Genomic DNA, 21,091 nt, shown 5'->3' with positions numbered 1-21,091 from the left:
ATCTCTAGATTTCTTGATATATCTCAAAATTTCTTGATAAATCACTAGATTTCTTGATATATCCTGAATTTTATTGATAAATCTCAAAAATTATTGATATATTGCCAAATTTCTTGATATATTTCCCTGACACCCTGCTGCCTCATCAAGTTGAGGTAATCTCCTTCCGCTTAAAGGCTATTTTCACTAATTATTTACACCAACGACGCTATATTTCTCCAAAAACCTGTTCAAAATCTGGTTATAGACCTCTGGCTGCTCGGAATGAACTAGATGTCCGGCAAACGGTATAACTGATACGTGTATTTTCTTATTTAACTGTGGGACAATGACGGCTCCCTTCGCTTCATCCGCGTTTTTTTCTCCAACCATGAACAATGTTGGCATTTTTAGCTCACCCAAATCGTCAATGTCTTCAAATGGATAGGAATCCTCTTGCCTAGCCAAATTGATAAACTCCCTCCATCCATCACCATGAAGCTGGTCAAAGTAGGCTACAACTTGTTCATTTTCCAAAATCCTAGATTGCTGTTCTACCATATTCTTATGTATTTCCGACCAATTAGCAGGTTTCTCCGGCATCATCCCAGAAAGTGTTAAGGTCTTCACTTTCTTCGGAAACCTTTTCGCCAAAAATAATCCAACCAATGCACCGATGGAACAGCCAACAACATGGGCAGATTCCACACCTAAGTAATCCAACGTATCTTTTAAGTCTGAAGCACTATCCTCATAAAAATTAGAGTAATCTCTTGATAAGGACTTCCCGTGCCCTCTTAAGTCAGGCAAAATTACCTTAAATTCCGAATGAAAATAATCCCTTTGTTCTTCAAAATCAGTCATCCCCGACTGCAAGCCTGTATGTAAAAATACGATTGGTTCTCCATCTCCAAAAACTTCAGTATGTAATAACATATATCCCTCACACCTTCCCCGATTTTATTGACAAGTTTCTTTGCTTGTATCGAACAGGTACCAACTTTTCTCTGTTGTCTTATCACTATTTGTGGTAGAAGTTCCACTCCTATAAAGTGCTGTAACGTCCATCATTTCTTGGATTGCTGCCCCTTCATCATTGGTATATTGAACATAAATTTTATGCCACCCAAAATTAACTAAGAAATTTTGAGGAGACGATGTCAAAATCCTCCCATTTTCAGGGACCTCCCCTGAAACCCTTCTGGCAGTAAAAACACTTCATCAACGCCTGGAGTTTTACGTTCATCCAGAAAAAAATAACTTAAAAGTCCTCCAAACAAGATGACTATAAACAGTAGTTTCTTTTTAACCATGTCCCCCCTCCCACAACCGCCTCACTCCAACTAACACATCCCCATCGAACGTTAACTTGTAGATGTCCGGCATATCTAAACTATTCCAAAACGAGAAATCATACTGCTTGTCAAAATAGTTCATAATTAAAACCATGATGTTTCCGTGCGTTCCGATCGCCACATTCTTTCCTTCGTACTTTTCCAATAGGTAATGGATAACCTTCACACCCCTTGCTTGTGCCTCCAAATTGGATTCGCCGCCTTCCCATGCGAAGTTTGGTTCCTCCCAAACTTTTCTGATGGCTGCTGTGAAATCTGCGGCAGGCTTAGCTGTCAACTTGCGTTCTTTCATGTCCTCAAAAATCTCAATCTCCAGATTATAGTGTTTCGCCACGTCTTCCACTGTTTGAACAGCTCTTTTATAAGGGCTGGAAACTACCACATCAATATTGTCAGGTTGAATCAAGGCTAGTATTCTCTCAGCATCTTTGTAACCTTTTTCTGATAAGGGCCGCTCCAATTCATCAGTTGTGTAAATTGAATGGGCATGTCTAATGAAATACAGATTAGTCAACATATCTCCCCCTTATTAAACGGACCTCTTCGCTAAAATAACTTGCTTTCGACGGTCTTAAAATAGTAAGTAATAAACCTAATGCGAAAAGAGTTGAAACACCCGAAAATATCAAGCATACAAGTTGTAAAGTGAACACCTCAGCTGCAAATCCCAGGAGCAAGGTCAGTGCTATTTGCACGATACCTTGAAACATTTCTGTTAAACTCGCGAATCTTCCCATGATGTCAACAGGGACAGTGTTCTGGAAAAATGTCGCGTATCCTGCATTGGCAAATGCCATAAAGAAGCCGAGGAAAACAAAGGCAGAGGTAGCGGTCAAAAAATCATAAGATGCATAGAAGGCTACATATCCTACTGAGGTTAAAAACATGCCGACTCCCAAATAAACCTTTAATGGCACTTTTTTTGCGACGAGTGCCGACACAAACGCACCGCCCAAGGCCCCGAGTCCTGTTAAACTAACAATTAGTCCATAATCACGGTCGGACAATTCCAGGACTTGTTTGACAAAGGTCACCTCTTGTGAATCTAATGCAAATCCAAGTAGCATAGCAGATTGAAACAAGAGATAGACGGTTATGAAAAATGTGGCTTTCTTGGAGAAATCCTTGACTACATTCCAATCTCTCAACAGCGTTGCAAAACGGATGGGTTCCCGCACACTTTCCATCTTTTCATCTACATCCGGCAGCAAGAAAATGAAAAATGCACATACTAAAAACGTTACAGCATTGATTATGATACATATGTCTGTACTCACATACATGATTAAGAATCCGGCAATGGCCGGTCCCAAAAGGAACGCCCCAGAACTTGTCATGCTCATGAATGAGTTAAATCTTTTACGTTCGGTGACTGGAATAAGTTTCGTTATGTATACCGAAGAACTCGGTCCAAAAAATGCCCCGACCATATTGATAACTAATAAAATAAAGTAGATAGTCCAAAGAGAATCAATGAATGGAATGAGGAACACCAATCCCCCACGAGCAACATCCACCCAGATCATCAGCTTCCTTTTGTTCACCCTATCAATGACACTTCCAGCCCACGTATTGGTTAATAAAATCGCGATGGGCCTGATTATGTATAATCCCGCAACCGCCGCTGCAGAACCAGTCATATTTAAAATGGATATATTTAGTGCGATTAAGTAAATCCAACTCCCCAAATAAGATATACCGATTCCGGAAATCAATAAGACGGGGTACTTCCAAGAAGACATGTGACCACCCTTTTCTAATAATCACTCAAAAGAAAAGCATCGGAGGTCCCCCGATGCATATGTTTCTCATTTTACATTTATTACTATATCATATTAGTTTCAAAAATTTACCAGTACTTTTCAATTACCCACCTACACTAGCAAAATTAAAAAATACGATTAAGTAAATGGTGATTAAACTGAGGAACAAAACAGCAAGCCCCATAAATCCGGCCATGGCATATTTCCTGCTGCCCCGGTCAAGGAACATCCCTACTCCAAATGCCAATATGGCGGCAAACATCGGATACCGCCATGGAATTCCGAGACTATAATAAACACCTTCCATTTTGGAGGAGAATTCACCGACAAATTCAAGTATGAAAAGAGATAATAATATAAAACCAATACCCACTGATACCGTACTAATGATGGTTAGAGTATATTTCATAAGGTCCCCCTATTCTCTAATCAGCCAACGGCAACTTTAACCTTGCTCCATATCTCTATCTAACTTTTACACTTCCCCAATAAACTCCACATAGTGAAAAATACCAAATTTCCGGACAAGATAATTCCTCAATTCTCCCTGTGTCGCCTTTTCAATAGGCGGTTTGGTCAAGGTATATGCTCTCCCATTTAATTCTTTAAATTTTTCTTTATCCACTCGGTTATGATATTCATCATCCACAATATTTGTTGTCAGAGCGATGATTGGGTAGCCACTGAAAAAGACATAGGTTCTTAGGGCGATGTGGGGAGTAGAATGCAGCAATAGAACAACAGCAATAAGAGAGATTAGTATGATTAGATTCTTTTTCATAAATGAAATTCCCCCAGTTATTAAACTGCCTTCCGTGAAGTTGACTTTAACAGTAATTTTGTAAAATTAATTATGCTTAATAGTAATGTGGATAGCCCTGCAATAAAGAACCCAATCGCATAAATTGGGATGTAGACTTCTATTACTCTGTCGTTAATCTCCAATCCTAGGAAATACACTCCAATACCTCCTCCATCAACAGCTGATCCGTATGACCAAAGTTGGAGACCTTTTGAAATAAATAAGAATGTGAAAATGACCAGTGCGATTGAGACTAACCAACGGATTTTAAGATTCAATTGTGTAATCCCTCCCCTATTCCCTATTTATTTTGTTTATCAGAGTTTGCACTTCTCTCATTGCCTCTTCTGAAATTTCCTGTTACTTTTGCCATTATCAATTGCTTAGCTTTATCATCTTCGGCAGCTTCCACCCTCTCAAGAAATTTATTCGCTTCTTTCCCTTTTAGAATTTTCACTTGGCGGTTTTCATAATCAAGGAAAACGGTATTGTCCTTGGAAATGCGGTAACTGAACGGTGATTCATCCAAACGGTTTCTTTTATCGATATTTTTCATTTTTTCATCCTCCCTCGGACCATCATTTTGTTAAATGTCCGAAGATTTGGGAAAGTTGACCGAACCAAATTTTCAAATGACCGAAGGCCCCAAAATAATTGTCCAAACCACCTTTTAAAACGTTGACTAAATGTCCGAAGCTGCCTCCAAAATGTCCAAACCATATTTAGAGGAGGATTTGGGCTAGAATTGGTGCGACTATCAATAAATCCCCCTACAGGTTCTCCCCCGTCACCTTCTTATACACACCAGCACCTACCATCCCAACTCCTATCAAAAACAATACCGGAAACATTAACCACATAACTGCCACTCCGGCGAACCCATCTCCTGCATTTACTGCAACTATCATCGCCACAATCCAGCTGAAAAATGGTGCAATGGAAAGCATAGTAATAACTCCCCAGATAATCAACGCCTTATTGTGATACTTCCGGCTAAGGAATACTCCCACCCCAATAGACAATGCCAATACAATCACTATGAATGGCATCTATACAACAACTCCTTTTATATTTATTTTCACTGCTTCGCTAATTCTAAAAAAAATCCAACCTATATAAATTCCATATAGTGGTTTATTTTTCCTGCAATTCGCCATTAGATTTATCTTTCCTCCGCCCATCGCTTTTGCCCATGATTTCTAGTAGTATAGTAAGTAGATAAAAAAAAGATATAAAGGGGTGATTACTTGAAAAGCAGAATGAACGATCTGTTTAAAGAACAAAGGAATATCCATGTTCTTTTTTCCTACAAAGGACGGGAAGAATACTTGGAGAAGCTAGTAGATTTTGTTCAATCAGGGGTATCAGCGGGAGATTATGTTATCGTCATTGAAAATCAACGGATTTATCCAATGCTAGAACAGAAGCTGAGCAATCGTTTATCAGAAGAGCAAATGAAGTTAGTTCGATGGGTGAACAATTTCGACTTCTATTTTTCTAGTGGAAGTTACCATCCCCCGGCAATCTATGATTACTTTGTAAACACTGTTCAGCATTTAGTAGATAAAAAGCTTCCGTTCCGCTCATGGGCACATGTAGAGTGGGCAACAATGGACGGTCCTTTGCATATTGTGGAAGACCTTGAGCGTATTGTGGATAATGCCGTGCATCAGCTTGATTTCCCTTTGGTATGTGCTTATGAAGGAGCTAAAATGCCTGATTATCTCAGAAATATTTTATTAGAAACACACCCCTATATATTAATGGAAGATAAATTGGTTGTATCAGAATTCTACCAACCTACTATAAATGGGTGAAAAAAGAGGGCTTACCGAAATGATAAGCCCTCTTTTTCATACTTATTCCCACCACCAAGATTGTGTACCATAAGGATATTCCACTCGGCTATCCATATGTGTAAAGCTGCCTTCGCTGTAGATCCCGCTAAATCCCGAGCTTTTTGCCGCATTTCGAACAGTAGTAGTACTCACACCTGATACGCTGATGTCTGCCGCAATCCCATACGTGTGCTGGCTATTGGATGCTCCTCCTACATTGCGATTGTGAGAGATGCTTCTAAAACCGGAGTTAACATTCATTGAACGGTTTCCAATTTTCACTCGGATTGCCTCAAGCTTGTACATCATTCGACGCACATTCTCTTGTACAGTCGCAGCCGATACATTCCCTCCGTTAAATCCGCTTCCGTCTTTAGAATAAAATTCACTGTAACTGAAGTGTTTCGTTCCATTTGGTGATTCCAACTCATTTAACTTGGCTTGCGTCTGCGGTCCGACTACTCCATCCGCCGTCAACCCATAAGCACGCTGAAAACGTATGACCGCAGCTTTTGTTCCAGCCCCAAACTGTCCATCTACACTTACAACTGTTTGTTGAGGTGAATCCGCTGCCCATCCGGCTACACGAATCTGCAACTCCCTTACATCCGACCCACTGGAACCTTCACTTAATGTTCTTGTCCAGTTATATGCTGAAGCCTCTTCTGCCGTAACCAAGGACAATATCATACCAAGCATCAAAGTAAAACTGAAAGCCAACATCTTCTGATACACTTTAACCATCTTCCCATCTCTCCCAATCACAATAGTTTTTTGAATGACTTGTTCAAATCAAACTGCAGTTACGACAACGATTGATTGCTAGAATTAGAGATTATTTAAAGTATGTAAGTAGTCCTCCTCTACTAGATTCTTAGATCACTCACATCTTGATGCGGTGTTCTATTAACATAGTAAAGTATTTCAACTCAAAAAGATTAGTTTATTCCTATAAGAATGGAAAATTATTAGTGCCTCTGTCGTGTTGAACTTAGAGAGCTAGATTGTTATATTGGTAACATTCCAACAAATTGGAATTAATCAATAATAGAGGGAGATGATACTATGAAGAAATTCGGTCGAATTGCAATTGCTACTATGGCAGTATTCGCACTGACTTTTGGAAGCTTTGTCGCATCCGACTCTTTACATACTGCAGAGGCGGCAAATGTCAGCAGCACAATCGGTTCTACTTCTACAGGTAGCAATTGGAAGAGTGGAAATACTGGATTTACAGCAGGTTGTGCACTTTCTGAATGGCTTGGCATTTTTAAATGTCACTCTTCTCAAGTACCTTGGTAATATTAAGGGGACAGGTACCGCGACCCACATTGTAAAATGTGGGTCAGCGTGCCTGTCCCCTCGATTCTTTTAATGATGATGGTCATGGTCTCCATCATCTTTATGTTCTTCCTCTTCCACTTCACTTGCCAAGATAGTGTCAATTTCTTCTTGACTCAGATCCCCAATCACCATTTGCTTGGTAGGCATCACATGCATGTCACGAGCTGTCACATGAGATTGCACTCGGTAAACTCCTTTATCTTCAAAAGAATGCTTCACTTCGTAAACCCCATCACCAACATGTTCTGCATTAAGTAGTACACTGTTTTCTTTTCCTTTTTCCACATTCCAAATCTCAAATTGCACTTCTTTGGCATCTTCCACTTTTTCATCGCCTTGTGTCACGAGGGTCTTAACGGCAACTTCCTCTTGTTCTTTCACATTTTCCGGAAGTTCCATTTCAACCTCAACGATTTCCATCGATGTTTCTTCTTCAGGAGCACTTGTACAGCCGACCAACAATAATAAAAACGGAACAACAACTAACAATAATTTCTTCATTTTAAACAAGACACCTTTCTTACCCTAACCAGGCTTTTAGACGTTTTATTCTAACAAATACAAGCTTATCTAATAAAAGTACCACGATTATAGAGATTCCAACCAACGGCATGACAAGTCCCAGAAGCAGCATGATAATGGTAACGGCCCTTTTTATTTTGATATCTACATGTCGACCTGGAGCACCTAGCCCGTTTTCTGGCTTTCTTTTTCTCCACATAATCAGGGAGCTTACCATCATTCCAATCAGTCCGATACACAGTAGTAGACCTACCAGCTGGTTAGCCACTCCGAATAATTTACCTTCGTGGAGGGCGATTCCGAGCGTAATTGCCTTCCCCATCAATCCATAATCCTCATACCTGACATCTGTCAGTACCGCTCCACTATATTGATCTACATGCAACGTGGCATTATCAAAAGGCTTGGAGTGGGAAGTGGAAATCGTAAACACTCCAGTTTCTCCTTGAGGCATGGAGATGGAATATGGCTTTTGTACATCTTTCATTTCCGCAATTCCTGCGGCGTCATTTAGAGTTAATGGTATATATTGATTATTTTCTGATGCAGGAACGGGAACATTCTCAGTAGCCCATGGTACATCTTCTGCTACATCCTTTGTCACGGTAACGGATTCTGGCTTCGGTCCAAAGCTAAAAGAGAAAGCGGGATATCCGGTATTCGTCGCTGTTGCGACTCGATTAATTTGCTCCCCCATGACACCTGACCATGGTAGTCCTGTCAAAATTAAGACTAAAAGTCCAATAGACAGCCAGAATGCTGGTACCGCATGCATGTCACGCCAGAATACACGGCCTTTGCTTTTTAATCTTGGAAGAAATGTTCCCCAAATGGAGGCACGGTTGCGCGGCCACCAAATATAAAGCCCTGTTAAAATAAGGATAATGGCCCAGCAAGCAGCAAGCTCCACAATACGGTTTGCAACAGTCCCTCCTACTAGTAATTCACTGTGCAGTTTCACAAAGATAGTCATCAATTCTTTTTCAACAGGCAGATCCCCCATAACCTCTCCTGAATAAGGGTCTACAAAAACACTAACAGGTTGACCATCTTGCATGGTAGAGAACTTAGTTGTACGGTCTTCTTCATCCAAAATGGACACTCTGCTAATGGAAGCACCAGGATATTCTTCATGTACTTTTTCAGCCTGTGCATTAACAGATAAGGTTGTCGCCTTTGTTTCTTCCACATAATAAAGATCCTTATAAATATAGGATTCAATCTGAGGTTTAAATAAGTAAACGGCACCACTAAATGCCAGGATGATTAAAAAAGGAGCAAAAATGATTCCAGCATAAAAATGCCATCTCCACATGGTTTGATAGAGGCCATTTCTGGTCTGATTTTTGCTTTTATCTTGATTTGTCGTATTCTCCATAAGCATACTCCTTCAATTTTTCTTCGTATGCTTACATTCTGACGAACAATTGTGAAGAAAGAATGAAGGATGATTAAAAAATGAATAATGGAATTTCTACTGTGACAACCGTGCCCTTACCAAGCTGTGAATCCACGCTAATGCTTCCATCATGCTTACTGACAATCTGTTGCACAATGGAAAGTCCCAACCCTGTTCCACCACTTTTCCTAGTCCGGGCTTTTTCGACTCGGTAAAACCTTTCAAAAATATATGGAAGGTCCTCTTCAGGAATCCCTATGCCTTCATCTTCTATTTTCAGGACTCCCATCGTTTTTCCTTCTTTGAGTGAAATTCGAATTGTCCTGCTATTGGCGGTGAATTTTATTGCATTACTCAAAAGGTTTTCTATTACTTGATCGAGTCTCCGATAATCGCCATTTACGACTACCCCTTCATCGAGTTGAACTTCTGTAGCAAGATTTTTATCATCAAGCTTTAAACGCAAGCGGTCCAGCACCTCTTTAACCAGTTCGGCAAGTATGACCGGTTCTTTGTTCATCGGATACGAGTCCCCCTCCAGCTGAGCAAGATCCAACAGATCATGAACAAGGCGATCCATTCTATCCGTTTCTTTCTTTATCGTTTCTGCAAACTTTTCAGTGGGAATGATGCCAACTTCCAATGCTTCACTGTATCCTTTAAGGTAGCTGATTGGAGTCCTTAATTCGTGGGATACATTGCCCAAAAATTCACGTCTGTTCCTGTCAACTTCATCAAGATTAGATGACATCTTATTAATGGACCTGCCAAGGCTTGCAATCTCATCATCGCCTGTAATAGATAATTTTTTAGAAAAATCCCCTTGGGCAATGTCTTTTGCTACTTTCTCCATTTGCTTAATGGGGCGAACAATTCTATTGGTCATCTTCGTTCCGACATAGGTAAGAAGCAAAATCAATAGGAGCATTCCCATCAATAGTAAATTTCTAATTGGTTGAAAAGCTTCGGTAATTGCCGTTAGAGGCATATATAGGAAAACAACTGCTTCCAGTCTATCATTTATTCTTAAGGGAATAACTACCGCACGAATTTCCTGTTGCAACGCGGTATGGTATTTCGTAAAGGTTAAGGTCTCTCCCTTCATCAATTTCTGCCTTTCACCAAAAGTAATAAGGTTCTCATCAGTAAACGAATCAAAAGGAGCCCCACTAGCAAGCAACATAGGATCATCTGAAAAAATTATAGAAGTTTCTGAACTGATCTCCAACCAGTCCAGCCGATCTAAAAATGTCTCCCTACTCTCTTCATAATAAACCTGTTCCAAGGTTTGACCTTGCTTCATCAACATATCTGTCTGCTTCTCAATATATAAGGTTTGATAAAGATAGTAGGAGACTCCCCCTACAAGGATGATGGTTAGTAAAGATACAGATAGGATGGTTAACCAGATTTTATTACGAATGGATAAGGCCTTCATGCATCTCCTCCATCAAACTTATAACCAATACCCCATACTGTTTTTATTTTCGCTCCTGCATCCTTAAGCTTAAATCTCAACGTTTTCACGTGAGTATCCACCGTACGGAAGGAGCCCTTTTCAGTATCTAGCCCCCAAATGACATCATGCAGCTGTTCTCTTGAAAATACCTTTCCTTCATGCTCCATTAAATATAGTAAGAGGTCATATTCCCTTCTTGCAAGGTTCACCCGTTCCCCTCCATTAAGCACTTGCCGAGCGCTTTTCTGAACGGTTATTTCAGAATGGGAGACCACATCAAAGAATGCTTGATTGGATCGGCGAAGCAATGCCTCCACCCTGGCTAAAAGTTCCTTAGGACTGAAAGGTTTCATTACATAATCATCCGCTCCGAGCTTCAAGCCTCTAACCTTATCCCATTCATCACTTTTAGCTGTCAGCATCAGGATCGGCATCATGTATTTTTCACGGATTTTCTTACAGGCAGTAAAGCCGTCCATGACTGGCATCATTACATCAAGGATGATTAGATCTACCTCCTGATCGTAAAGCAAGTCAAGCGCCTCTTCTCCATTTTCCGCATGAAGTACTTGATAGTTTTCCTTATGAAGATACATATCTAGCATTTCCCTCATATCTGCTTCATCGTCCACCACCAATACTTGAAAGGCATCCTTCATTCTCCCTCGCCTCCTTTAAATAAAAGATAGGGACCATTCGTAATTGCATACTTGTTTACAACATCTAAGCTATCTTGATCTAGTACAAGTATTTCATCTCCATCTAGACTTGAAACATACAAGTTGGTTCCATCAGCAATCATATAGCTTGGGTTATCCCCAACAGTTATTTTCTTTTCTACCTCATAGGTGTCTTCGTTAAATTTTGTCAAGCTGTGGTCCCCATGACTAAGTACATATATGGAGGAATTTTCGTTAACCTGTGTAATTTGAATGGGCATCAGTCCGGTTGCCACAGATTTTACTTTCTTGCCTGTTTCCGGATCATAGGCGAATACATTTTCATTCATTTCACCTGTAGCACCATGTCCGCCTGTCCATATATACTTTCCATCAAAGTGCAATCCTTCTGGCCTCTCATTCACCGAAAAAAAGTTCGTAATTTTATGCGTAGAAGTGTCCATCACATACACTTCCCCGCTTCCGGCAGCAAGCACATATAAACGCTGACCTTGGTGTACCATTTTTGACGGATAGTCTCCCACACTTACTTCGTCAATAATTTCTTTCTTTTCGACATCTATCACTTGTATTTGATTTTCCTTTCCATTTGATGTGTAAAGAAGTCCATTTTTTTGATCATAAGTTAGTTCAAGAATTCCCGCGTCAATTTCCATATATGGAGAAACTTTATTTTCATTAGTATTGATAACATAAAGGTCTTCTTCTTCTTTGACAGAAGCCACATACACCCCTGATTTAATTTCCACAATTGCTGAAAACCTGATTGGCAAACTTACTTTCTCTTCACTACCTGTAGATAGATCCAGGGCAGTTATAGCATTTTCTTTTAAATGGCTGATATATAGGACTGAATCTTCGTTCTTCATTTTTGGCAATCCAATATCAGAACTTGTACATCCTGATAACGTCATTATCATTATTAAGGCCATTATGCTAAAAGGATTTCTCAATCGTAACACTCCTAAACAGAAATATTAACCTTTATTTTACTTCAAAAATGTGAATAAAGTGTGAGTAAAGAAAAAGATGATTCCGTTTTATTAGAATCACCTTTTACACTTGCATCATTCAGTTTCGTAATATTTATTCCTATAGTGGCTAAGTGCATGCAATGGCCAGATATATTTATAGCTATGGTAATGGATATAGTACCCACCTGGAATTCCTGCACCTGTTGGATAGGAAATTCTCCAATCATCGGCTTCTAGTAAACTTAATAGAGAATAGATTCCCTTTTCTATATTAGGAGTTGGAATTTCTGACGCGGAGATGAGAGCATCTAAAGCCCAAGCGGTTTGAGAAGGAGTACTGTGATGCAAAGGAATATAACGTTTCTTGCTATCACTCTCACATGACTCTCCCCAGCCACCATCCTCATTTTGTATCGAAAATAGCCATTTCACAGCACGGCTGATTAAGGGATCATCACTTGATACGCCGATAGCTTTCAAACCTGTAATGGCCGCCCAAGTTCCATAGATATAACAATTACCCCATCTCCCGTACCAGGAACCGTTATCTTCCTGATTGTGCTCCAACCACTCCTTTGCTTTTCGAAAAACATCGGATTCCTGAGGAATGGTTGTATACTCTCCTAGAAAATATAAGGTTCTTCCTGTTAAATCAGCAGTTGAAGGATCGAAAAGCACCCTGTCTTCATATTGGAAAGGGATGAAAGATAATAGATAGTTATCCGTATTCTTTTCAAATGCGGACCAGCCACCATCATCATTTTGCATGGTCAAGACCCACTCCACTCCCTTGTTCCAAGCATGTTTGAAGTGATTTTCTGTACCTACCAAAGGGGTGATAGCCCTCAAAGCAACGGTGGTATCATCAATGTCAGGGACAAAGGTGTTGGTGTCCGAAAAGCCCCATCCACCTGGTGTGACACCTGGATTTTTGATAGCCCAATCCCCGTATTTCTGTTGTTGTCTAGAAAAAAGATAGTTGCTTGCTTTCATGATGGAAGCATGTTGATGTGGAACTCCAGCTTGCTGTAAAGCTACTGAGAGCAGGGCAGTGTCCCAGACAGTGGAGGGAGAATTTTGAATAAAAAGTTGGTCAGCATTTCTGCAAAGATAAGCTTTCATCCCTTGAAATGCGTTTTCTATGAGAGGGTTCTTTTTATCGTAACCTAGTGCAAGAAGCGCAAAAACCATAAAGAAACTTGCACTGAAATAACTATACAGCGTTCCATTTTCTTCAATTCTTTCTAGAATATAGTCTTCTGCTTTGATAAAAGCTTTTCGTTTCAGAATTTCCGGTGAGCCTTTGAGCTTTTTTAAGGCATTTTTAAAATAAAGTTGAAGGTTCTGCATCTCTTCTAAAATCCGTTGATCCTCAGCATCACTTCCTCCTCCCTGTAAGTGAGTGAGATTCGGGGTTCGTGAATGGACAAAGGAATAGTTCAGATTACTGCAAGTTAGTATTGGTATCCAGTGTGCTCTTGCATACCCAACAAGCTGATAGATGGAGATAGGGGACCAGCTTGGCAGGAACATGATTTCAATAGATATTGATTTTATGATACTTGGCCACTTGATTTGCCCTGTTAACGCAAGCATCATTTTCGTCAACCAATCACTTTTTACCAGCCCTCCACTTTCTCGAATAAAACGCTCCGCTTTGCGCATATAGGAAGCATCCTTGGCAACGTATCCTGAGTACAATAAAGAAAAGTACCCTTCTATGGTCGCACTAAGGTTTCCTCCATCCTCATCTGGGTACACTTTCCAAGCTCCGTTGGAATGTTGCTGTGACTTGATTCGTTCCACTAGTCTCTTAACCATTACTTCCTCGTCCGTCAGTTCAAGGATTCTAATCAAAATAATCATATACGCATCCGTCATAATGCTTCCTTCAAAGCAAAAATCCCAAGTACCTTTATCCGTTTGCTTGTTGAGAAGGTTGGTTATCATATCTTTAAGCTTCTCGTTTATTTTATCTACCGGGTTCATATGTCCCTCCACTATGTTCACGTCATACTAAAACTTATGTACGTTAACACAATTTAGAAGACTAATCGGCAATCTACTTTATATCAACATTCCATCATTGACTCTTCCCGTTCTCTTATTTGCTTCAAGGATTAACGCATCGATTTCTTTATTGATTTTTATCAATCGATTATGTAATGTGGTGACATCTTGTTCTCGTTTCAAATTTTCCAGCCTCTTTAATTCTCTTTCTAATTGAACCATTTTTAACTTTGTATCTGATATGGAATTTTTATAATTCATTCTTTCCGTCCCCCCTCTTCTGTTAGTTCTAACTTTGCTACTAATTTGCTAGAAAAACAACTATTAATGTGTTGTTTAGAAACCCCAAAAAATCACATTGCTTTGAAGCAATCATTCCAGTATAATTTGGTGTGGAAATTGAATAATAAAATGATGTATTGTGGATTTTTCTAGAGATATCTCTATTTTCGCCACACAATTGTCTTCGGGCACTTGTGTGGCTTTTTTGTATTTCACATCAATGAAAGAGGGTAAATAAGATGAAAACTTGGCATTACGCGTTAATGGTATTTTTGGGTGGCTGCTGTCTTGGCATTCTGTCAACATTCGTGAAGCTCGCATATGCTGCCGGTTATTCTATGAGTGAGGTAACAGGTAGCCAAGTGTTAGTTGGTACCATCATAATCTGGATCGCCGCTTTGTTTATTAAAAAGAAAAAATTGCATTTCATGCAAACATTGAAACTTGTGTTAGCAGGGATACCGATGGGGCTAACAGGATTGTTTTATTATCAATCCTTACAAACACTAGAAGCTTCCCTTGCTATCATTTGTTTGTTTCAATTTATTTGGATTGGCACATTAATGGAATGGATTTTTTATAAAAAACGTCCTTCATCAGGTAAGATTCTCTCCATTGTGATATTACTTTCCGGATCAGTTTTAGCTGCAGGACTTTTGGAGGACAAGATAGAGTCAATTTCATTACAAGGAGTTCTATGGGGAATACTTTCCGCTTTCACATTTTCCATTTTTATATTTTTGAGCGGTATCATCGGTAAGGACATTCCTGCCATTCAAAAAAGTGCTCTTCTTTCCACTGGGGGCTTAATTGTTACGTTTATATTGTTTCCCCCTTTCTTTTTAGTCGATCTACCAACAGTATTAGGCATAGCTCCATATGGATTAATTCTAGGCATATTTGGTGTAGTGCTTCCCCCATTTCTCTTTTCCATCGGTATGCCGCATGTGGGGCCAGGCCTTGGAACGATTCTAACAGCCTCCGAGCTCCCTGTCGCAGTAATCATGTCAGCCTTGGTATTATCAGAACATATCAGTATGTATCAATGGGCTGGGGTAGGTATTATATTAGGAGGGATTGGGGTAAGTAATGTGAAACAAAAAGAAATGTAAGGAAGCTTACAGCATTAGTAACCTTTATTTTATAAAATAGAAACATGAAGCTTGAGAGGAAGGATTCCATGACGAAAAAAAATTGGATAAAAGGAATAATTTTAGCAATATTAGTAGGCTCCTTATTGTTTATCAATCACAACTATCTAAATATCAGCCCAGAAGGAATTCGACAATGGATTCTATCCTTTGGTGTATTCGCACCTGTTATCTACATTGTCTTGTATACGATTCGGCCACTTATCTTGTTCCCTGCCTCTATTCTCTCTCTAGCAGCAGGACTTGCATTTGGAGCAATTTGGGGAACAGTCTATACAGTCATTGGTGCTACATTAGGAGCTATCGTATCTTTCCTGGTTGCAAAGAAGTTTGGCAAAAGTATTGTTAGAAGTCAAACCTCGAATGTAAGAGTCCAAAAGATCCAGTCGCAAATGGAGGATAATGGATTTTTCTATGTACTCCTCCTTCGTTTAATACCCCTATTCAACTTCGATCTAATTAGTTACTTAGCTGGGCTTTCTAAAGTGAAGGTGTCGCATTTTATTTTGGCAACCGTTATTGGGATTATTCCAGGTACTTTTGCTTACAATTTTCTAGGATCCAGTTTTGTCGGCGATAATAAATTAGTCATTATCCTAGCAGTTATCGTCTTTGTTTTAATTAGTGTACTTCCATTAATTTTCAGTAAAAAGATCCGAGGGAAATTAGGCTTTACCAAAAATGGAGGGTGAGAGGTGAATTTTCATCATGAAAAAGTATGATCTTATAGTTATTGGAGGAGGAGCTGGCGGATTAACGGTAGCCGCTGGTGCCGCTTCTTTAGGAGGAAAAGTTGCGTTAATTGAAAAAGAAGAGCAGCCTGGCGGTGACTGTTTACATTTCGGTTGCGTTCCATCCAAGGCCCTTATTGAAATTGCAAATCGTATAAAAAACTCCCGTTCCCTTAAAGAGTTCGGAGTTCACGTTTCAGAGAATATTCACATGGAAGCTGTCATGAAGAAAGTGAAGGAAGCAATTGACCATATTCAAGTGCATGATGATGCCGATCGTTTTCGTAAACTAGGTGTCGATGTATACATTGGAATGGGGGCTTTTCACTCTAAGAACCAAGTCATAGTTAATGATAGTGAAATTATTTTTGGTAAGAGAATTGTCATTTCAACAGGATCAAGACCCTTTGTTCCACCAATTCCTGGTTTGAAAGAGAATGGATATATCACCAATGAAACCATCTTTTCTTTAACCAAATTACCAAGAAGACTTTTAGTGTTAGGTGGTGGGCCCATTGGAATTGAAATGGCTCAGGCGATGGCGAGATTAGGAAGTGATGTGACGGTTGTCGAGAGGTCTGATGGTATTTTAGTAAAAGAGGACGAGGAAGTACAGCATCTCATGAAGGATGTCCTTTCTAAAGAAATGAAGCTGCTCTTCAAGACTACTGTCAAATCTATTGAAGATGGTCAAAATGGGAAAGTTGTTCATCTCACCATGGAACCAGATGAAAAGGAAATATCTCTTGAAGTCGATGAAATACTGGTTGCAACAGGAAGAACACCTAATTCTGACAAACTTCAATTAAATAATGCCAATGTACAAACGGATGACCGAGGGCATATTAAAGTTAATGAACGCCTACAAACAAACATCCCTCACATCTATGCCATAGGAGATGTAAACGGAACATTGCCCTTTACTCATGTAGCAGGAATGGAAGGCAAACAAGTCGTCCAAAACGCACTTTTAGGATTAAGAAGAAAAATAGACTATTCTAATGTTCCATGGGTCACCTATACTTCACCGGAAGTATTTCATTTAGGTTTAACCGAAGAAGAAGCAAAAGAAAAAAAGCTGGATTATGATGCTTATAAGGTGGATTTGTCCGAAGTTGATCGTTTCGTAACAGATCATCAAACAACTGGATTTGTAAAAATCATGACAGATAAAAAAGGCTATATAATTGGGGCCCATGCCGTTGGGAATCATGCTGGGGATTGGATGCAAGAGGTAGTGTTTTCTAAACAGTTTAAAAAGAAAATAGGCAGCATATCCAATGTCATTCATCCATACCCAAATCATAGTGCAGCGGTTCAACGTACAGCAGATGCATTTTGGAGGAAGAAGCTGTTTGATGGGTTCTTGCCAAAGGTGATGGAAAAGTATATTAGGTGGTTTAGATAACTTTAAGCGTAGGACAACGAGGTTGCCTACGCTTACCTTTTAATAACGATTCAATAGTTCTAAGGCTTTATCCACATGAACAGAAAAAAGTATAGTTTTCTTGACTATTCCTTCTTTTTTCAACTGACTTATAACAGCACTTGTGGTCTCTCGAGTTGAACCAATCATATTTGCAATATCTTGATGAGTTACTCTCATTTCTATCGTTTGCCATTCTTTTTTTCTTTTCCCCGTCTTTTCACGATCTTCGGGTTATTTTCAATGAATTCCTCAAATTCCTCCTTACCCAATATGCATAAATAAGTATCTGTCATCGCTTCCGCATAGACTTGATCATCAGTAAGAGACATGGTAGAAGTTTCACCAAAGATATTACCATCTACCAGTATATCCACCGTAAACTGTTTGCCTTTCGAATTCAGTCGATATAAACGGACCTGTCCCTTTTTCAACAAGAAAAGTGCCTCCATGTGTTTTTCGGGAGACAAGATGATAGTCCCTTTTTTAACTGGTTTCATCTCGCTCATTTCATCAATCACTTTTAAATCATCCATCGGTAGCTCATCCAATAAACTTATTTGTGAAAGTAAAAACAATTTATCATCCATTTTCTCACCTTCCTCAAATATTACATCTAATATTTTCCAATACTAATAATATTATTTTTCTTTTCATTATACTGTAAGCTAACTTACAGTATATATTTCTATTTCTCATTATAGTAAAAACACGGATATTACTATAATAGAGGAGGTAAGTTTGTACCACATGATTTTATTTTCCATGCCAGGATGTCATAAATGTCATGCAGCAAAACTTTTCCTTAAATCCTTGGAAGTTCAATTTAAAGAGGTTGATGTACTTGAAAAACCTGAATATGTAGATATCATAAAGCAAAAAGTAGGAAAATTGTTATTACCTGTTCTTGTAGTGGAAGAAAAATATTTAGTTCAGAAGGAAATATTTTCTCTAACTATTACAAAATAAAAAGTTAAAAATAAAGTAGCAAGTTCTGAACGTAATCCATCTTACAGTTTTTCTGTATAATGCCCAGTATAATCGAAAATGAAGTTACTATTTGAAGGAGGAAGATAACCATGGCAAAAGCAACATTTAATGTAACGGCAGAATCAGCTGGAATGAGGTCAGATATAAAAGCAGGTAAACACACAATTATTATTGATGAACCTGCATCAATGGGCGGTAAAGATACAGGCGCTGATCCCCTTTCCACTATGCTAGCGTCTTTAGCTGGATGTGAAAATGTTATTGCTAATTTTGTTGCTAAAGAAATTGGATTTGACTTACAAGGTATGTCATTTACCATTACCGGCGAATTAGACACACGTGGTCTAATGGGAGAAGAAGGGATCCGACCGTACTTTGAAAAAATCTCCATCCAAGCTCTTGTCAAAACAACGGAATCTGATGAACGCATACAAGAATTAAAAGAGATGACAGATAAACGCTGCCCTGTATACACTGGCTTTAAAGCTGCAGGAGTAGAGCTATTGACTGAGTGGAAAAAGGCATAACTATTAAAAACAGAAGGGCGTGTCCCTTCTGTTTTTGTTTGCATTGGAGAAAATTTTTTTAGTCCCTCTGTATCATCATAAAATTTCTATATAAACTAATACTAATTCTAAAGCCGGTGGAAGAAGGAGTTGAAACAAATGAACACCTTGGAAAAAATTGATCAAATAATTATCCGTCAATCTGAGCTATATGATAAAATCATTGATTTATGGTTTCAAGAAGTCTTATTTACTTGGCGTTGGTGGGTTGGGGTAGGTCTAACCGTCTTCTCTTGGCTGTTTTGGGTTGTCTATCACCAAAAAGAAAGTAGGTATCGATTATTGAATGCTGGGTTCTTTGTGATGACTGCCTCACTAATTTTGGATACAATCGGAGTCCAATTGGGCTTATGGTCTTATCGCTTTGAAGTGATTCCGTTCATTTTAGCTTATCTTCCTTATAACTTAGCACTGATGCCAGTAGTAGTAATGAGTTTAATCCAATTTAAACCAAATTCATCTCCACTAATTAAAGCAATCGTATTCGGCTTATTGACTGCATATGTAGGAGAGCCTATTGTTCATTTCCTAAAAGTTTATAACCCATACAATTGGCAATATATCTTCTCTGTGCCGTTTTATATGGTGATTTATCTAATAGCGAATTGGCTAACAACAAGAGAGGATTATGGATATATAAAAACTTGAAACAAAATTATTTAAGAAGGTGCAGAGCGCCTACATTACTCTTTTAGTACTCCCATCTAAGACGATCTAAATCTTTTAAACATCTTACTTCTTTTTTAAACCATTCTAAATTTCCAGCAAACCTATCGGAGCATTCAAATTCAATTCTTGCAGCCTTTTTCCACTGAACACATCGTAGGTTTGCAAGAAACTTTTGCTTACCATTTGGTTTATCAAGGGATACACCAACATAAGGGAGTAATTCATAATGATACCCTTGTTCTAGGCTATCAAAATAATTACTTTTAATAATTTCTATAATTCTTAGGTAATCAATTTCATCAAGTCCCCACCGAATTACAATAGTCCCATCAGGAAACGTAACTTCAAGTTTAAGGTGGCTTCCAAAATGATCTTTGGAAGCCTGCAAGATTTTCAAATTTTCATGGTTTCCTTGGATGTCGTAATCCATATTAATTTGATCCTCCGCCATCGCTTCCTCCACCGTGGTTGTTAATTTGATTGAACTGATATCTAGTTGTTTCTGATTCAATATTTTGATTGCCTCTGTTTACATCTGGGGGATGGTTCATTCCATTATTCTTTTTGTCCATGTAGAGCGTGATTCCGATTAGAAGTAATATTGGTACAATGATGAATAACCAGATCATGAGAGGTGCCCCCTTTTCCTTATGTTTTTATATATCTTAAATACGTTATTGAGGGCTGAAAAGTTCCGTTGTTTTTAAAATATTCTGTTATTTTAATTGTAGAAACCAATTGTCTTGATGCTTCGGGCTTATAGCGCCTCTCTATTCGACCGTTCACTCAATTTCTCCGGTGCTTCGGGCTTATAGAGCACTTCTATTTGACCGTTCACCCTATTTTCCCGGGGCTTCGGGCTTATAGAGCACTTCTATTTGACCGTTCACTCGATTTTCCCGTGGCTTCGAGCTTATAGAGCACTTCTATTTGACCGTTCACTCGATTTTCCCTGCGCTTCGGGCTTATTGAGCACTTCTATTTGACCGTTCACCCGATTTTCACTATGCTTCGGGCTTATAGAGCACTTCTATTTGAACCTTCACCGGATTTACGCTTGGCTTCGGTCTTCTTGATCACTCCTATTAGTCCCTTCACCCCCTTTCCGCTTCGTTTCGGTCTTATGAGGCCACTCTATTACTCCGTTCACC

The 21,091-nt window shown here is 39.1% G+C and carries 27 protein-coding genes and 1 pseudogene; 8 read left to right on the top strand and 20 right to left on the bottom strand.

Annotated elements, in window-relative coordinates:
• Positions 1–186: 186 nt before the first annotated feature.
• The 9 genes from HF078_RS01085 to HF078_RS01045 form a co-directional block, all read right to left on the bottom strand.
• Positions 187–915, bottom strand: coding sequence for an alpha/beta fold hydrolase (locus tag HF078_RS01085; RefSeq protein WP_169289474.1), 729 nt, complete (start codon positions 913–915; stop codon positions 187–189).
• A gap of 224 nt (positions 916–1,139) precedes the next feature.
• Complete coding sequence (locus HF078_RS01080; protein WP_169289473.1) at positions 1,140–1,292, bottom strand: hypothetical protein; 153 nt, start codon at positions 1,290–1,292, stop codon at positions 1,140–1,142.
• Positions 1,285–1,848, bottom strand: a complete 564-nt coding sequence (locus HF078_RS01075) for a histidine phosphatase family protein (protein ID WP_169289495.1) — start codon at positions 1,846–1,848, stop codon at positions 1,285–1,287. Before HF078_RS01075 ends, HF078_RS01080 begins: the two co-directional genes overlap by 8 nt.
• On the bottom strand, positions 1,841–3,076 hold the full coding sequence (locus HF078_RS01070) for an MFS transporter (RefSeq protein WP_169289472.1): 1,236 nt from the start codon (positions 3,074–3,076) through the stop codon (positions 1,841–1,843). The genes HF078_RS01075 and HF078_RS01070 overlap by 8 nt, the downstream gene beginning before the upstream one ends.
• A 124-nt stretch (positions 3,077–3,200) precedes the next feature.
• Positions 3,201–3,506 carry a hypothetical protein gene (locus HF078_RS01065; RefSeq protein WP_169289471.1) on the bottom strand — a complete coding sequence of 102 codons (306 nt, stop codon included), beginning with the start codon at positions 3,504–3,506 and terminating at the stop codon, positions 3,201–3,203.
• Positions 3,507–3,572: 66 nt separating this feature from the next.
• Complete coding sequence (locus HF078_RS01060) at positions 3,573–3,878, bottom strand: hypothetical protein (RefSeq protein ID WP_169289470.1); 306 nt, start codon at positions 3,876–3,878, stop codon at positions 3,573–3,575.
• Positions 3,879–3,898: 20 nt separating this feature from the next.
• Positions 3,899–4,177, bottom strand: coding sequence for a hypothetical protein (locus tag HF078_RS01055; protein ID WP_169289469.1), 279 nt, complete (start codon positions 4,175–4,177; stop codon positions 3,899–3,901).
• Positions 4,178–4,200: 23 nt separating this feature from the next.
• A complete protein-coding gene (locus HF078_RS01050) occupies positions 4,201–4,455 on the bottom strand; it encodes a hypothetical protein (RefSeq protein ID WP_169289468.1) in 255 nt (84 codons plus the stop codon).
• A gap of 214 nt (positions 4,456–4,669) precedes the next feature.
• Positions 4,670–4,948, bottom strand: a complete 279-nt coding sequence (locus HF078_RS01045) for a hypothetical protein (protein ID WP_169289467.1) — start codon at positions 4,946–4,948, stop codon at positions 4,670–4,672.
• A 198-nt stretch (positions 4,949–5,146) separates the two neighbouring features.
• Here HF078_RS01045 and HF078_RS01040 point away from each other — a divergent pair, with 198 nt between their 5' ends.
• The gene (locus HF078_RS01040; protein ID WP_169289466.1) at positions 5,147–5,716 is read left to right on the top strand and encodes an MEDS domain-containing protein; all 570 of its coding nucleotides are present in this window, start codon (positions 5,147–5,149) and stop codon (positions 5,714–5,716) included.
• A 42-nt stretch (positions 5,717–5,758) separates the two neighbouring features.
• Here HF078_RS01040 and HF078_RS01035 read toward each other — a convergent pair whose 3' ends face one another.
• Positions 5,759–6,481, bottom strand: a complete 723-nt coding sequence (locus tag HF078_RS01035; protein ID WP_169289465.1) for a D-Ala-D-Ala carboxypeptidase family metallohydrolase — start codon at positions 6,479–6,481, stop codon at positions 5,759–5,761.
• Positions 6,482–6,802: 321 nt separating this feature from the next.
• Between HF078_RS01035 and HF078_RS01030 the strand changes: the two genes are divergently transcribed.
• Positions 6,803–7,039 (top strand): hypothetical protein, encoded by a 237-nt coding sequence (locus tag HF078_RS01030; protein WP_169289464.1) that lies wholly within the window; start codon positions 6,803–6,805, stop codon positions 7,037–7,039.
• Positions 7,040–7,108: 69 nt separating this feature from the next.
• On the opposite strand, the gene HF078_RS01025 is transcribed toward HF078_RS01030, so the two are convergent.
• The 7 genes from HF078_RS01025 to HF078_RS21005 form a co-directional block, all read right to left on the bottom strand.
• Positions 7,109–7,582 (bottom strand): FixH family protein, encoded by a 474-nt coding sequence (locus HF078_RS01025; protein ID WP_169289463.1) that lies wholly within the window; start codon positions 7,580–7,582, stop codon positions 7,109–7,111.
• A gap of 19 nt (positions 7,583–7,601) precedes the next feature.
• Positions 7,602–8,981 carry a PepSY-associated TM helix domain-containing protein gene (locus tag HF078_RS01020; RefSeq protein ID WP_169289462.1) on the bottom strand — a complete coding sequence of 460 codons (1,380 nt, stop codon included), beginning with the start codon at positions 8,979–8,981 and terminating at the stop codon, positions 7,602–7,604.
• 73 nt (positions 8,982–9,054) lie between these two features.
• Positions 9,055–10,440, bottom strand: coding sequence for a sensor histidine kinase (locus HF078_RS01015; RefSeq protein WP_169289461.1), 1,386 nt, complete (start codon positions 10,438–10,440; stop codon positions 9,055–9,057).
• A complete protein-coding gene (locus HF078_RS01010) occupies positions 10,437–11,120 on the bottom strand; it encodes a response regulator transcription factor (RefSeq protein WP_169289460.1) in 684 nt (227 codons plus the stop codon). The genes HF078_RS01015 and HF078_RS01010 overlap by 4 nt, the downstream gene beginning before the upstream one ends.
• On the bottom strand, positions 11,117–12,094 hold the full coding sequence (locus tag HF078_RS01005) for a beta-propeller fold lactonase family protein (RefSeq protein WP_169289459.1): 978 nt from the start codon (positions 12,092–12,094) through the stop codon (positions 11,117–11,119). Before HF078_RS01005 ends, HF078_RS01010 begins: the two co-directional genes overlap by 4 nt.
• A gap of 114 nt (positions 12,095–12,208) precedes the next feature.
• On the bottom strand, positions 12,209–14,104 hold the full coding sequence (gene shc / locus HF078_RS01000; RefSeq protein WP_169289458.1) for a squalene--hopene cyclase: 1,896 nt from the start codon (positions 14,102–14,104) through the stop codon (positions 12,209–12,211).
• Positions 14,105–14,182: 78 nt separating this feature from the next.
• Positions 14,183–14,308 (bottom strand): hypothetical protein, encoded by a 126-nt coding sequence (locus tag HF078_RS21005; RefSeq protein WP_277350499.1) that lies wholly within the window; start codon positions 14,306–14,308, stop codon positions 14,183–14,185.
• A gap of 338 nt (positions 14,309–14,646) precedes the next feature.
• Between HF078_RS21005 and HF078_RS00995 the strand changes: the two genes are divergently transcribed.
• The 3 genes from HF078_RS00995 (at position 14,647) to HF078_RS00985 (ending at position 17,697) form a co-directional block, all read left to right on the top strand.
• The gene (locus tag HF078_RS00995; RefSeq protein ID WP_169289457.1) at positions 14,647–15,519 is read left to right on the top strand and encodes an EamA family transporter; all 873 of its coding nucleotides are present in this window, start codon (positions 14,647–14,649) and stop codon (positions 15,517–15,519) included.
• 68 nt (positions 15,520–15,587) lie between these two features.
• Complete coding sequence (locus tag HF078_RS00990) at positions 15,588–16,250, top strand: TVP38/TMEM64 family protein (RefSeq protein WP_169289456.1); 663 nt, start codon at positions 15,588–15,590, stop codon at positions 16,248–16,250.
• Between the two features lie 16 nt (positions 16,251–16,266).
• Complete coding sequence (locus tag HF078_RS00985) at positions 16,267–17,697, top strand: dihydrolipoyl dehydrogenase family protein (protein WP_169289455.1); 1,431 nt, start codon at positions 16,267–16,269, stop codon at positions 17,695–17,697.
• A gap of 39 nt (positions 17,698–17,736) precedes the next feature.
• Here HF078_RS00985 and HF078_RS00980 read toward each other — a convergent pair.
• A pseudogene (locus HF078_RS00980) lies at positions 17,737–18,305 on the bottom strand (Crp/Fnr family transcriptional regulator).
• 160 nt (positions 18,306–18,465) lie between these two features.
• Between HF078_RS00980 and HF078_RS00975 the strand changes: the two are divergent.
• The 3 genes from HF078_RS00975 to HF078_RS00965 all read left to right on the top strand — a co-directional run bounded on the left by HF078_RS00975 (position 18,466) and on the right by HF078_RS00965 (position 19,919).
• The gene (locus HF078_RS00975; RefSeq protein ID WP_240951653.1) at positions 18,466–18,684 is read left to right on the top strand and encodes a glutaredoxin family protein; all 219 of its coding nucleotides are present in this window, start codon (positions 18,466–18,468) and stop codon (positions 18,682–18,684) included.
• 110 nt (positions 18,685–18,794) lie between these two features.
• Positions 18,795–19,232, top strand: coding sequence for an OsmC family protein (locus HF078_RS00970; protein ID WP_169289453.1), 438 nt, complete (start codon positions 18,795–18,797; stop codon positions 19,230–19,232).
• A 138-nt stretch (positions 19,233–19,370) separates the two neighbouring features.
• Positions 19,371–19,919 carry a CBO0543 family protein gene (locus HF078_RS00965; RefSeq protein WP_169289452.1) on the top strand — a complete coding sequence of 183 codons (549 nt, stop codon included), beginning with the start codon at positions 19,371–19,373 and terminating at the stop codon, positions 19,917–19,919.
• A gap of 43 nt (positions 19,920–19,962) precedes the next feature.
• Here the strand turns inward: HF078_RS00965 and HF078_RS00960 are convergent, their stop codons facing one another.
• Together HF078_RS00960 and HF078_RS00955 are read right to left on the bottom strand one after the other, a co-directional pair.
• Entirely contained in the window at positions 19,963–20,391 is a 429-nt protein-coding gene (locus HF078_RS00960; protein WP_240951652.1) for a hypothetical protein, read from the bottom strand.
• Complete coding sequence (locus HF078_RS00955; protein ID WP_169289451.1) at positions 20,372–20,569, bottom strand: hypothetical protein; 198 nt, start codon at positions 20,567–20,569, stop codon at positions 20,372–20,374. Before HF078_RS00955 ends, HF078_RS00960 begins: the two co-directional genes overlap by 20 nt.
• Positions 20,570–21,091: the final 522 nt, after the last annotated feature.

Source organism: Bacillus sp. RO2, assembly GCF_012911845.1.
Classification (GTDB): Bacteria; Bacillota; Bacilli; order Bacillales; family Bacillaceae_I; genus Sutcliffiella_A.
The sequence above is the reverse complement of the archived record's forward strand: the minus strand, read 5'-3'. Positions and strand labels throughout refer to the sequence as shown.

Excerpts from the sequence above, each read along its gene's own strand:
- HF078_RS00965 (WP_169289452.1), top strand. The coding sequence starts at position 19,371 with ATGAACACCTTGGAAAAAATTGATCAAATAATTATCCGTCAATCTGAG.
- HF078_RS01060 (WP_169289470.1), bottom strand. The coding sequence starts at position 3,878 with ATGAAAAAGAATCTAATCATACTAATCTCTCTTATTGCTGTTGTTCTA.
- HF078_RS01050 (WP_169289468.1), bottom strand. The coding sequence starts at position 4,455 with ATGAAAAATATCGATAAAAGAAACCGTTTGGATGAATCACCGTTCAGT.
- HF078_RS01070 (WP_169289472.1), bottom strand. The coding sequence starts at position 3,076 with ATGTCTTCTTGGAAGTACCCCGTCTTATTGATTTCCGGAATCGGTATA.
- HF078_RS00975 (WP_240951653.1), top strand. The coding sequence starts at position 18,466 with ATGATTTTATTTTCCATGCCAGGATGTCATAAATGTCATGCAGCAAAA.
- HF078_RS01065 (WP_169289471.1), bottom strand. The coding sequence starts at position 3,506 with ATGAAATATACTCTAACCATCATTAGTACGGTATCAGTGGGTATTGGT.
- HF078_RS00990 (WP_169289456.1), top strand. The coding sequence starts at position 15,588 with ATGACGAAAAAAAATTGGATAAAAGGAATAATTTTAGCAATATTAGTA.
- HF078_RS01080 (WP_169289473.1), bottom strand. The coding sequence starts at position 1,292 with ATGGTTAAAAAGAAACTACTGTTTATAGTCATCTTGTTTGGAGGACTT.
- shc (WP_169289458.1), bottom strand. The coding sequence starts at position 14,104 with ATGAACCCGGTAGATAAAATAAACGAGAAGCTTAAAGATATGATAACC.
- HF078_RS00960 (WP_240951652.1), bottom strand. The coding sequence starts at position 20,391 with ATGGCGGAGGATCAAATTAATATGGATTACGACATCCAAGGAAACCAT.
- HF078_RS01085 (WP_169289474.1), bottom strand. The coding sequence starts at position 915 with ATGTTATTACATACTGAAGTTTTTGGAGATGGAGAACCAATCGTATTT.
- HF078_RS01025 (WP_169289463.1), bottom strand. The coding sequence starts at position 7,582 with ATGAAGAAATTATTGTTAGTTGTTGTTCCGTTTTTATTATTGTTGGTC.
- HF078_RS01020 (WP_169289462.1), bottom strand. The coding sequence starts at position 8,981 with ATGGAGAATACGACAAATCAAGATAAAAGCAAAAATCAGACCAGAAAT.
- HF078_RS00970 (WP_169289453.1), top strand. The coding sequence starts at position 18,795 with ATGGCAAAAGCAACATTTAATGTAACGGCAGAATCAGCTGGAATGAGG.
- HF078_RS01035 (WP_169289465.1), bottom strand. The coding sequence starts at position 6,481 with ATGGTTAAAGTGTATCAGAAGATGTTGGCTTTCAGTTTTACTTTGATG.
- HF078_RS01030 (WP_169289464.1), top strand. The coding sequence starts at position 6,803 with ATGAAGAAATTCGGTCGAATTGCAATTGCTACTATGGCAGTATTCGCA.
- HF078_RS00995 (WP_169289457.1), top strand. The coding sequence starts at position 14,647 with ATGAAAACTTGGCATTACGCGTTAATGGTATTTTTGGGTGGCTGCTGT.
- HF078_RS00955 (WP_169289451.1), bottom strand. The coding sequence starts at position 20,569 with ATGATCTGGTTATTCATCATTGTACCAATATTACTTCTAATCGGAATC.
- HF078_RS01015 (WP_169289461.1), bottom strand. The coding sequence starts at position 10,440 with ATGAAGGCCTTATCCATTCGTAATAAAATCTGGTTAACCATCCTATCT.
- HF078_RS01010 (WP_169289460.1), bottom strand. The coding sequence starts at position 11,120 with ATGAAGGATGCCTTTCAAGTATTGGTGGTGGACGATGAAGCAGATATG.
- HF078_RS00985 (WP_169289455.1), top strand. The coding sequence starts at position 16,267 with ATGAAAAAGTATGATCTTATAGTTATTGGAGGAGGAGCTGGCGGATTA.
- HF078_RS01045 (WP_169289467.1), bottom strand. The coding sequence starts at position 4,948 with ATGCCATTCATAGTGATTGTATTGGCATTGTCTATTGGGGTGGGAGTA.